This is a genomic window from Streptomyces sp. NPDC060209 (assembly GCF_042728155.1).
In the GTDB taxonomy this organism is placed as follows: domain Bacteria; phylum Actinomycetota; class Actinomycetes; order Streptomycetales; family Streptomycetaceae; genus Streptomyces.
Genome location: NZ_JBHWZS010000293.1, coordinates 1 through 10,862, shown reverse-complemented (window position 1 = coordinate 10,862; position 10,862 = coordinate 1). Strand labels below are relative to the sequence as shown.

At 68.0% G+C, this 10,862-nt stretch carries 9 protein-coding genes; 7 read left to right on the top strand and 2 right to left on the bottom strand.

Features of this window, described 5'->3' with window-relative positions; translation table 11 throughout:
* The first annotated feature begins 256 nt into the window (after window positions 1–256).
* Both ACFWFI_RS35225 and ACFWFI_RS35220 read left to right on the top strand, forming a co-directional pair.
* A complete protein-coding gene (locus ACFWFI_RS35225) occupies window positions 257–601 on the top strand; it encodes a hypothetical protein (RefSeq protein WP_387398419.1) in 345 nt (114 codons plus the stop codon).
* Between the two features lie 544 nt (window positions 602–1,145).
* On the top strand, window positions 1,146–1,745 hold the full coding sequence (locus tag ACFWFI_RS35220; RefSeq protein ID WP_387398417.1) for a bacterial transcriptional activator domain-containing protein: 600 nt from the start codon (window positions 1,146–1,148) through the stop codon (window positions 1,743–1,745).
* A gap of 39 nt (window positions 1,746–1,784) precedes the next feature.
* Here the strand turns inward: ACFWFI_RS35220 and ACFWFI_RS35215 are convergent, their stop codons facing one another.
* Window positions 1,785–3,182 carry an outer membrane protein assembly factor BamB family protein gene (locus ACFWFI_RS35215; protein WP_387398415.1) on the bottom strand — a complete coding sequence of 466 codons (1,398 nt, stop codon included), beginning with the start codon at window positions 3,180–3,182 and terminating at the stop codon, window positions 1,785–1,787.
* Window positions 3,183–3,949: 767 nt separating this feature from the next.
* Here ACFWFI_RS35215 and ACFWFI_RS35210 point away from each other — a divergent pair.
* The 3 genes from ACFWFI_RS35210 to ACFWFI_RS35200 all read left to right on the top strand — a co-directional run bounded on the left by ACFWFI_RS35210 (window position 3,950) and on the right by ACFWFI_RS35200 (window position 7,296).
* Entirely contained in the window at window positions 3,950–4,681 is a 732-nt protein-coding gene (locus ACFWFI_RS35210) for a hypothetical protein (RefSeq protein WP_387398412.1), read from the top strand.
* 691 nt (window positions 4,682–5,372) lie between these two features.
* Window positions 5,373–6,698, top strand: a complete 1,326-nt coding sequence (locus ACFWFI_RS35205; protein WP_387398410.1) for an eCIS core domain-containing protein — start codon at window positions 5,373–5,375, stop codon at window positions 6,696–6,698.
* A gap of 256 nt (window positions 6,699–6,954) precedes the next feature.
* Window positions 6,955–7,296, top strand: coding sequence for a hypothetical protein (locus ACFWFI_RS35200; RefSeq protein WP_387398408.1), 342 nt, complete (start codon window positions 6,955–6,957; stop codon window positions 7,294–7,296).
* A gap of 139 nt (window positions 7,297–7,435) precedes the next feature.
* On the opposite strand, the gene ACFWFI_RS35195 is transcribed toward ACFWFI_RS35200, so the two are convergent.
* A complete protein-coding gene (locus ACFWFI_RS35195; RefSeq protein ID WP_387398406.1) occupies window positions 7,436–7,963 on the bottom strand; it encodes a hypothetical protein in 528 nt (175 codons plus the stop codon).
* A 391-nt stretch (window positions 7,964–8,354) separates the two neighbouring features.
* Between ACFWFI_RS35195 and ACFWFI_RS35190 the strand changes: the two genes are divergently transcribed.
* A complete protein-coding gene (locus tag ACFWFI_RS35190) occupies window positions 8,355–8,738 on the top strand; it encodes a hypothetical protein (RefSeq protein ID WP_387398403.1) in 384 nt (127 codons plus the stop codon).
* 17 nt (window positions 8,739–8,755) lie between these two features.
* On the top strand, window positions 8,756–10,862 hold a 2,107-nt coding region (gene tap / locus ACFWFI_RS35185; protein ID WP_387398401.1), incomplete at its 3' end, for a telomere-associated protein Tap.

Genomic DNA, 10,862 nt, shown 5'->3' with positions numbered 1-10,862 from the left:
GCCCACGGGGGCAGCCGCCGTCCTGTTTCAGCTGATTGCGCACCGGGATCGGCCCTGGGTTCGACACCGCAACTTACAGCCAAACCGTCTACGTTTATTGACACTTTGGTGACCGTGCCCCCAGGATCAGGGTGACCGAAGATCACATCCGTGCGACCGCCAGCCTTCCCTCAAGGCCAAGGCGAAGCATCCTCAGGTCATCCAATACCTTGTAGGGCCTGCTGCAGCACGGGGTGGCGCAGCATTGGAGGAGTGCATGTCAGTACGTGCAGCAAACGGGCGCCCGCTCAGGCTGGTGACGGAGGGCACGCGTCCGGCCCATCGGGAACATGCTGTGCATGCGACCCCGCTGAGCATCGAGACGTATTCGCCAGGCGACATCGACGAGTTCCGAACCAGCGTCACCGGTCTGCTCTCCGCGTGCGCAGAGATGGCGCGTGCAAGTACCGACGATGGCGCCTGGAAGCCGGCCTCCCCTGATGTAACCGCCCAGCGCGACGAGGCATTCTTACTGCTCGCCGATCTCTCACGGGCATTGAACAAGACCCGCCGCCAACTCCGAGCGATAAACGACCAGGCCCGTCGGCGTCATGGCAGGTGACTGCTCGTCCCCTGCCTCCAGGATCCCTTGACTTGGGTCATCGCGGCTTCCGCGTTGCCTGAGTGAGTGCAGGTCGATTGGCTCGGAAAGGGATCCAGCGCGCAGGGTGGTGCGGCGACATGGTGGCCTCGGTGTTCCTGGGACCGGCAGCACCCTGGGGTGCAGGCGATCGTGCCCCATCCCTTTCTGTCGCTGCTGTCCTGAAGCTCAGCCGGACGCGCCGAACACCGACGACACCGAAGATGAAGACCCTGCTGCACCGCAGATCTGTATGCTCGGCCCACTCCAGGTCAGTGGCATTAGGGCCTCTCGTTTGGATCAGGCCGGGCTCGCGTGCCCTGGTGCCGCACCTCGCCGCGTTGTCGTCGGTCGGCATGGCTCCGCCATCCTCCGCCTTGCGATCCACGGCGCCAGACCCCGCTCACTGATCCGGCCTGATCCAAACGAAAGACCTAACAGTTCCGGTCACGGCCCCAAGGTCGGGGCGCTCGCGGCTCTGATCTACCTGAGGCCCGGACGGAGCGCCGACACCTTGTGCACGGCGATGGACCCAGTGAACCCGTGGTCGACCCGCACCCTGCAGTCCCGGCTCTCAGAGATCCGCTCCCGCTTCAGTACATCCGCTGACGGACAGCCATATCTGCCCCGCCCCAAGAACGGGTACGCGTTCCGTCCCGGGAGCCGTTCCGATTGGGACCGCTTCCAGAAGCTGGCCACACGCGCCTTGGCCGCCGGCCCCGACACCGGCATCCCGGACCTGGAGAACGCGCTCGGTTTGGTCCGCGGTAAACCCTTCGAGGGCCAGGACTACCCGTGGGCCGACTCGATCCAGCAGGAGATCATTTCGCGAGTCGTTGACGTCGCCCATACGCTCGCTGCCTGGCTCACCGAGGGCGACGACCCCGACATGGACGCGGCCCGCCATGCGGTGCTGCGCGGCCTTGACATCGACGAGACGTCGGAAGTTTTCTACAGGGACTGGATGCGCATCGAGTGGGCAACCGGCAACCCCTCCGGAGTCCGCAAGGCCATCGCCCGGCTCCAACAGGTGGCCCGCAGCTACGACATCTCCCTTGAGCCCCTCACCGAACAGATCATCGATCTCGTACTGTCCGAAGCCCCGCAGCAGGTATCTGTGAGCTGACGGCACTTCGAGTCCATAAGCCGTACCCCGTCCCCTAAATCAGTGGGTGGTGAGGGCGTAGTTCATGGGGATCTCGTCCTGGAAGTAGCCGGATTCTTTGTGGAAGAAGATGCGTCCGTCTTCGTAGATGACTGGCTCATCCATGTCCCTCGAAATCATCTGCTCTGTCGTATCCGCGACTTCGAAGGTGAAGGGCTGCTTCAGGAGCACGGTCTGCTTTCCGTCTGCGGCAGCGAGGTGGAATACACCGCTACCGTCCCGTGTCTGGCCGGCGAGGTTGTAGAAGATCAGGCCGTCCTTGTCGGCGCGCAGAGGCCGCATTTCCGACCAGCCCGCGCCGTCGACGGTCCATTTGCGCTTGCCTGTACTCGCGTCGAATGCGGCGATGTGGTTGCCGCTGGTGATGTGCTCCGGACGGCTGGCGAGGTAGAGGGTGTCCTGTGTGACCACGAGAGCGCCGCACCCGGTGCCGGTGCCGGTTTGGCAGCCGGGAATGTAGTCGTCGACCTTGATGGTCGCCTTGACCGAGCCGTCCGTGTTGAACGTCCAGATCCGGTTCGCGTCGAGCTGGTTGTCCTCATCGCCCACGTAGGAGGCGACCACCAGCGGATCAGCCGAGGCCAGATACGGATACCCCACATCTTCCGGCAGCTTCACGGTCCGCGACGGCTTGCCTGTACGCGGATCACGCTGTGACACCGCGAAGTGATCGTTGCACCAGGTGAGACCCGTCAGCGTGCTGCCGCCGAGGTACTCCTCGTAGTCGCATCCCGGCGGGGGCGAGTCCCACACGGTCTTGCCGGTGTCGACGGCAAAGCCCCACGACCCCTCGTCCGACCATCCGGCCGCGGCGAAGTTCTCGCTGACGGCGACACTGAGGTCCAATCCGCGATGGGCCTTGGGCACCGACTTCTGCCACACCTTGCGGCCCTGGTTGATGTCGATCACCGCGATCTGGGTGCATTTGCTGTACGGCTTCTTGGACCCGGCGAACACCACGGCCACGTAGCCCTTGCTGGTCACTTCCTTGGACGCGCGGCACAGATCACCATCCAGCGGCAGGGTCCAGGTCGGCTTTCCGCTGTCGAGGTCGTAGCCGAGGATCGAGTCGGGGCCGCCCGAGACGTAGGAGTGCGACGTCACCCATGCGCCGGGTCCCCTGTGCCCCTCCTCTTCGACTTTCTCCGGCGGTGGCGGCACGTTCAGGAGCACGCGGCTCTGCGTGGGGTCGGCCACCTGTGACGCCTTCACCGGCGCGTTCCCCTTCCCGTCGGCAGCCGACTGCTGCCCGTCGTTGAAGTGGAGGAACGCAAGGGTGCCGGCGGCCAGGACCGCCAGGGCCGCGGTGACACAGCCCGCGATGACCGCCGTCCGGCGCTTTTTGCTGCCGTCCGGCCCGCCCGGCTGACCGGGGAGCTGCTGGAAGTGAGGCGGCATCGGGCCGTACGGCGGCTGAGCACCATACGGTCCACCCGCGTACGGGGCGGGACCGAAACCGGGAGGGCCCTGGGGCCAGGGCCCCGGGGCTGCGGGTGGGACGGGTGGCACGGGCGGCTGCGACATGCGAGTTCCAGCTCCTATGAACTTGGCTGTGAGAGAGAGCACCCGCTGGAAGTGTTAGCTCGGCGTCTCCACACGCTGCGAGAAGGCAGCGAGCATCACAGCCACTGGGGCCGCCAGGATTGATACCTGCGGGGAGCCAGCGGCGGTTGACATGTGGAACTTGTACCGGCATAACGACCAGGCGCCCCGGCTATACGTTTCCCCGGCGCAGGTACGCACCGGGGAAAGAGGGTATACGGCTGGGGTCGATCGCCTCGACCAGGGTGGCGTCTCGCGATTGCCGCTGACGCACGACTCGGGGGACAGCTCCATAGAGCCAATGGCTTGGTAGGCGCGAGTTGAGCCATGCGCAGCAGACGGCCGCGACCTCGTCAGGGAGGCGCTGACATGGCAGCGGGGTGTTGTAGGCGCTTAGGATCCAGCCAGTGACGCCCAATCACCTCTCTTGCTATGGCCGGAGCCGTGTTTTGGTTCGCGATCGATCCTCATACACGGACACCGAATCGTCAATGATTGTGGACGATCATGTGCGGTGGGGTGGGGAACCTAAGATCGCTTCGGCCCTCGTGGCCGGGGCGGCCTCACGGTAGCCTCTTGAAGCACCCCCCGGTCCGGCCGGCCAAGCCACGGAGAGCCCCTAGGTGAACGATCCCGCCGGCGAGACGGCACAGAGCGAGCTCAGCCCGCCCCAGCACCAACCGCACGCTGGCGAACTCCGAGCGTTGCTGGACGAACTCCGCGCCCTCGAAGAGGGGCTGCCTCTCGCTGCGCGCGAGAAGCTCGCGCCGCTCCTCGACGCCGAGAAGCTGAGCTTCGCGACTGGCGTAGCGCCTGAACGGATCACCGCTCTACTCAACGGCGCCCAGCTCGACAACTGGCATGCGGGAGCGGTTGATGCAGCGGAAGGCCGACAGCACAGCCGCCTGGTCTTTCTCCGCGAAACACGCCTCAAGCGCCCGATGACCCGCAGGCTGAGCGGCCGGACACCCCGGCCGTACACCTTTGGCGAAATTGCTCGCGGAGCCGAAGAAGAGGGCGCCAAAATCAGCAAGCAGACGGTGCACTACATCTTCACCGAAGGACGCAAGCCCAGCGCGGAGAGTCTCGCGGGCATGGAGCGATTCTTCGGTGTGCTCCCGGGCTTCTGTTCGTACACAGAGAACGAGGCTCTCGTTGCACGACTCCGTCCAGTCGTGCAGCAGTTGCGCTTGCTGAACAGGGTGGCCGCCGCCACCGCCCACGGCGTGACCAGAATTGCGGCACGCAGCACCGAGGATCTCAGCAACGCAGACGAGCGGGAGTCCATCCTGTCTGCGCTTCTGGACACTGGCGTCCTCGACGACCTGGACCCGCAGCGCGACGACCAACGCTGAGGGCCAATTCGAAGGGCCAGCTCAGCTTCACCGCCTTGCAGCGCCGCGCGACCGCTGTCCGCCAGGCCAAGGTCCTGGCTGCCGAGCTGCCCGCGAGCCCCAGTTGAGCCGAAGCGAGATAGCTGTCACCAAGGCAGGCCTGTTGTCACCGGGAGCGCCGGTCAGAAGGCGCTGGGCCGGGCCATCGGGAGTGTGGGGAGATCTGGCGACTGGTGGAGCGCCGGAGCTGGTTACACCGGTCCTGCTTTGCGGGCTGGTGACAAGGCGAGCGCCGTCGGGCGCCGGGCCGGCCGAGAGCGCGTGTGTGAACCGGCGACCTGCCCCGGGCCACGCCGCAACCGTGGGAGACGCCGGAGGAGCAGCTGTTCCGCCAAGACCTATGCTGCTCCGCCGCCGCACTGCCTTGCCGGCTCGCCGAACCAGGAGGAGCGACGTCATGAACGCTCAGGATTCGGGCGCGGCCCGACACGAACTGCGTGTCAATGTGCCGGATGACGTCTACGAGGAGCTGCACCTGGACCCCGGGGGGCCGTTCTCGCCCCTGGCGAGAACAGGTCGGCCCACACGCGGATCATCGCGGCATCGGATGTGCCCGTCCGGTCATTGCTTGCTGCCTGCCCGTACCTTGCGCCTGCGGCTCCCCGCCACGTAGCCAGGGAAGTTGACGATCTCACGCCAGAAGGGGGCTCCCGTGCACGATCAGGAGAAGGCCGGCTACCACACCGGGGTGGGCAACAGCCGTATCCCTGCCCGTCGGCCCGCATCCGCCCCGCCCGCGCAGCATGGTCTGCTCGGCCTACAGGGCGCTGCGGGCAACGCCGCGGTCGTTCAGATGCTCCGCGGCGCCGACCACCCCTGGGCCCGGGAACAGCACGAGCACGGCGCCGGCTGCGGCCACCAGGAGATCGCGACCTCGCCCGCACCGGTGCAGCGTTCCGCCGTCCACGACGTGCTCCGCAGCGCCGGAAAGCCTCTCGACGAGCCGGTGCGCCAGGAAATGGAGACGCGGCTCGGCGCGGACTTCTCCGACGTGCGCGTCCACGATGACAACGCCGCCCGTGCGTCGGCCACCGAGGTCGGCGCCCGCGCCTACACGTCCGGCAGCCATGTCGTCATCGGCACCGACGGTGGGGACAAGCACACCCTCGCCCATGAACTGACCCATGTCATCCAGCAGCGTCAGGGCCCTGTGGCCGGTACGGAAACGGGCAACGGGCTTCGCGTCTCCGACGCTTCCGACAAGTTCGAACGCGCCGCGGAGGCCAACGCGCAGCGCGTCATGCAGGCACCGCTCGGTGTGCAACGCGCCGTGGAGCCACGGACTGCCCCCGCCACCGGTGCCGCCCACGAGGGTCACGGCGGCCCGGTCGCCGTACAGACAGCGTCCGACGGGAAAAGGAATCCGCCGCCCGTACCGAACAAGCCCGACAACCTGAGGCTCGGCGGGGCCGCGCAGACCTCCAGCGCCGACCAGACCAACTCGGCCGGGCAGACGTCGGCCGCCGCGGAGCCCGCGCAGGCGCAGTCCACCACCCCCGCACACGGGTACACGCTCGCCGGATCGGCCAGCCTGGTCTTCTTCCGAGCCGATGGGCGCTCCCCCGAGGCCATCCGGCAGGCGAACGGGATGAGGTCGCGCAACAGCACATCCGTCGCGACCGAACTCGCCGTGTTCCTTGAGGACCCGATCGCCTACGCCCGGGCCCACGTCAGCAGCCCGAAACCGACCTTGGTCTCCACGGCGCTGGACGAGGACTGCGGCGGGTACGCCAGCAACGACCGGCACCTCTACCAGATCCAGGTCGGCGGCTGGCACAGATTCGCCGCGCCGCCCGCGCGGAGCAAGATCCTGACCAAGCCGACGGTCTACGCCAACAGCACGTCCCTGGAGACCGCGACCGCGGCCGTCATCGGTCCCGTCGGCTCCACCCAGGAAATGGATTTCATCGGGGGAATCCCCCTGGCGGCCATCACCGGCTGCCGCCGACCGGGGGAGAGCGGCTTCAGCGCGCTCTGATGCCCGCGACGGGGGCCGGTGCCTGCCCGGGGGCGGGCCCGTCACCGCCCCCGCCATTCCCCGGTGACGGAAAGAGCGCTGAATGAGCGCATGTGACACGTCGAATGCCTTGTTGGTGACATCCAGGCAGCTTCGTCCGGTCTCATTCACCACGTCATCCGGCTCTGCTGGTGACAACTACTGAGCTTCGGCACAACCGCGCAGGTCCGGGGCTCTCGCATATCCGCTTGTCAGTGCTGCCTGAGAAGCTGACACGGTGCCACGTATCCCGCAACAGATCATCCGCGAAGTCCTCATGGCGAAGTGGGCTGAGGAGATCGGCCCCGAGGCGGCTCGCGCGAAAGCGATATCTGACCTCCAAGCAGGAGCTGTGCCGCCGTGGAGGCAAACAGAGATCGGACTGACTTCCTACCTGGTACGCAAACGACTGCGTGAAGAGCTGCCGGAGCCGGACAGGGAGGGTGAGCGGTTGTACTTTCTGGGATTCCAGGGCTTACGTGCAGTGGTGAAGGTGGGTTCCACAGGGGTTCCTGAGCGACAGTTCGACAAGTACGAAACCCAGGCGCGGAACCTCGGGTACGCCCTGGTCGATGGATGAATTTCTGCCCCCGTCGGGACCAGAAGTGAGACATACCGGTTGGAATCTAGTGTTCTCACGAACCTGCACCTCGTCCTGAACGGAAAGGTTGAGGGCGGTCGGATCTTCGAGTGGTTCCACGGCCACGACTTCGAGCGGATCAGGCAACTTGTAGAAGACCCGCTTGCGCTATTCCACCTGTTGCTTGAAAGGGCCCCTGGTTAGGTAGAGCTGACGGGCAAAGGTCCACGCGCTGGTCGTTGTCTCCGTCGACCTCGCGGTCGGTGAGCCGATCCCCGGCGACAACGCCGGCCCCCAGCTGCACGCGTACGCCGGCAAAGTCGAGCGCGTACGCCTCCTGTACTGGGTGACAGCTCCTCGGACTGTTTCCGGCTCGGTGGCAGCGGTAGGCGCCTGCGAGGTCGTCGTCGCGGCGTGTGCCGCGTCCGATGCAGGAGATCACGGCCGGCCAGCCGCTGAAGTGCTCGGCGACGGTGGTCAGGGTGATGTTCTTGGCCTGGCGTGCTGGCCGAAGGTCGGAAACGTCCGGAACACTGACCGGTGTGGTGAGGTAGCGGAAGACCTCCCGGGCGATCGCGCGCTTGAGGAGGCGGATGATCTCCTTCTTCGTGCGTCCGGCGGTGGTCTGCCTGGCGACGTATTCGCGGGTGCGGGCGTCGCTGGACATGCGGACGAGGGCGATGCGGTAGAAGGCGGCGTTGCTCCGCGGTTGCCGCCGCGGGAGAGGCGGTGACGGTTGGTCCTGCCGCTGGAGGCTGGGACAGGTGCGACGCCGCGAGGGCTGCAAAGGATGCCTTGGTGCGCAGGCGGTCGGGGTTTCCGCCGGCGGTGACCAGGAGCTGGGCCGCAGTGTCCGGACCGACACCGAACGCGGCGCGGAGGCCGGGGTTGTACTCGGTGGCGGTGGCGTCCAGGGCGGCGGTGAGGGCGTCGTGTTCTGCGGTGAGGGCCTGGCTCCAGCTCACCGCAGAAGCCCTCGGCGAGACCTACTTACTTCCGTGACAATCAAGCAGACAACGAAACATTGTTTCATTGTCTGCGGGCGGTAGGGTGGCTGTATGCCACGAGACTCCAGGGAGCAGGCCCGTGAGCGGCTGTCCGCACTGGCCCCCGTCCCCACCGACGGCACCACGGCAGCGCGCCATGTGGAGCAGGACGCATCCCTGATAGGGCGGCTGCTGGCCGCTGCCGGCGAGCAGGGCCACCAGGGGCAGGCGCCAGGTGTGATGCCCGCCCATGTCGGCGCCGCGCTGGGCCTGTTCGAAGGCATGCGTGAACAGCTGGACCGGCTGGAGACCCAGGTGGTCATCGAGGCTCGGCGCCGCGGTATGGACTGGCGGCAGATCGCCCAGCTCCAGGGCCTGAACTCATCCCAGGCCGCCTCCCAGCGCTACCAGCGGCTGATGACCCGGCTCGAAGAGATCCGCCAGGGCGTCCGGTGAGCGAGGAAGAACCGCAGATGAGTGACCAGCCACCGCAGTTGTTCACCGCGATCGACTCGCTGCTCGCCGCGGTCGACGACGGCACCGTGCTGCCCGTTCCAGCCGAGCGGGTACGACTGCGCGAGGCAGCCGGCCTCACCCAGGCTGCGGTCGCCCAGGCGCTCGGCGTGCGCGTGCCGAGCATCACCGCCTGGGAAGCCGGCCGCGCCGAACCCAAAGGCGAGCGCCTGGAGGCCTACCGCCGCCTCCTCGAGGGCCTCGCCCACCGCTATCCCGCCGCCACCCCGCCGCCCGCCCCGAAAACACTCTCCGCCCCGCCCGCGCCCGCCCCGCCCGCGCCCTCCCCGCCCGCGCCCGCCCCGGTCGTCGCAGCCGAGCCCGAGCGAGCCCGAGTCCCGGAGAAGTCCGCCGGCCAGGCCGGTACAACGTCGGCGGCCACACCCCGGACGCCTACCGCCGAAGCCCCGGCGGACGTTCCTGCGACTCGCCCGGCAACCTCGCCCCGCCCGGCAACCTCGCCCCGCCCGGCAACCTCGCCCCGCCCGGCAGCGAAGAAAGCGACGAAGACCGCCCCGGACCCGCGTTTCCCGCACGGCCCGCTCGCCGTGCTGGACGGCGACGGCTCCGCCTACGGCACGGACGGGATCGTGCTGGACTGCCCGGCCACCACGATCCCGCAGCTGGTGGAGTGGACGCTGCGCGAGTCAGGACTCGGAGCCACACGGCTCAACCGGCACGGCAAGGACTCCGACCCGCTGATCGTGCTCACCGCGACCGCAGCGGTGCAACTCGGGCTGCCCGAGCGCCTGGAAGGCCACGAGCAGCGCCGCTCGCTGCGCCTGCCCGAGGACCACCCGGTCGTCAAGCAGGTCGCCAGGGCGAAGTGGCACCTCACCCGGCGCGGCTTCGGACCGTGGGCCCGCATCTACCGCAAGGCCCAGGGACGTGAACGCCAGTGCGTACAGCTCGCGATCCTGCCCTGGGACGCGCTCGATGAACGCTCCTGGCCCGGCGTGACGGACATGGAGCCGGCCGACATCGCCCGCGTCCTCGGTACCTACGCCCAGCGCGTCATCACCCCCCGCGGCTCCACCGCCGTCTCCGGCCTCGAGCTGATGACAACACTGCGCCCGCCGACCCGGGCCGTGCAGGATCCGGAGTCCGGGAACTGGGTGTCCGGCCACAACCCCGGCTCGCTGGGCATGGAGCCGGTCGATCCGGCGCCGCCGGAGGCCACCGCCGAACACCCGGTTGTCGTGAACTCCGGCTGGGACGGCGGGTTCCTCGACGAGGAGGCCTACCAGTGGGTGCGGCCGGTGGAGACACTGTCCGATGAGGAGTGCACGCTGCCCTTCGCGGTCGGCCTGGACCTGAACACCGCGTTCCTCGCGGCCGCGGCCCGCCTGGTCGTCGGCCTGTCCGCCCCGGACCACTTCCACACCCCGCAGTTCAGCCCGAAGATCCCCGGTTCCTGGCTGGTCGACCTCTCCCCCATCGAGGTGGACCCGCGCCTGCCGTCCCCGTTCACCCCGGACGGAACCCGCCCCACCGGACCGGCCTGGTACCAGACGCACACCGTCGCCTACGCCCAGGAGCTCGGCCACAACGTCACCCCGATCGAGGCGTACCTGCGCCGGGAGACCGGTGCGTACCTGGACCCCTGGCACGACCGGCTCCGCACGGCCTACGTGGACACCCTCGCCGACCTCGGCGTCACCAAGGACCTCACCGACACCGAGTTCCTCGCCGCGATGGAACGCCACAAGCAGACCGACCCGGCACTCGCCGCCGTCCTGTCCGCCATCAAGGCCACGGTGAAAGGCGGCGTCGGCAAACTTCGTGAGCGCCCGCAGGGCCGCCACTACAAGCAGGGTGAGCGGTGGCCGGCCCTTGAGCGCCCGACCTGGCGCCCGGACATCCGTGCCGCGGTCATCAGCAAGGCCCGGGTCAACATGCACCGCAAGCTCAGCAACATGGTCAAGCTGACAGGCCTGTATCCGCTGGCCGTGCTCTCGGACTGCGTCGTCTACCCCTCGCAGGGAGAGAGCCCGCTGGACTTCCTGCCGTACACCACCTCCGGGAAGCCGCAGCCTGGCGGGTTCCGCCTCGGCCCGACACCCGGCC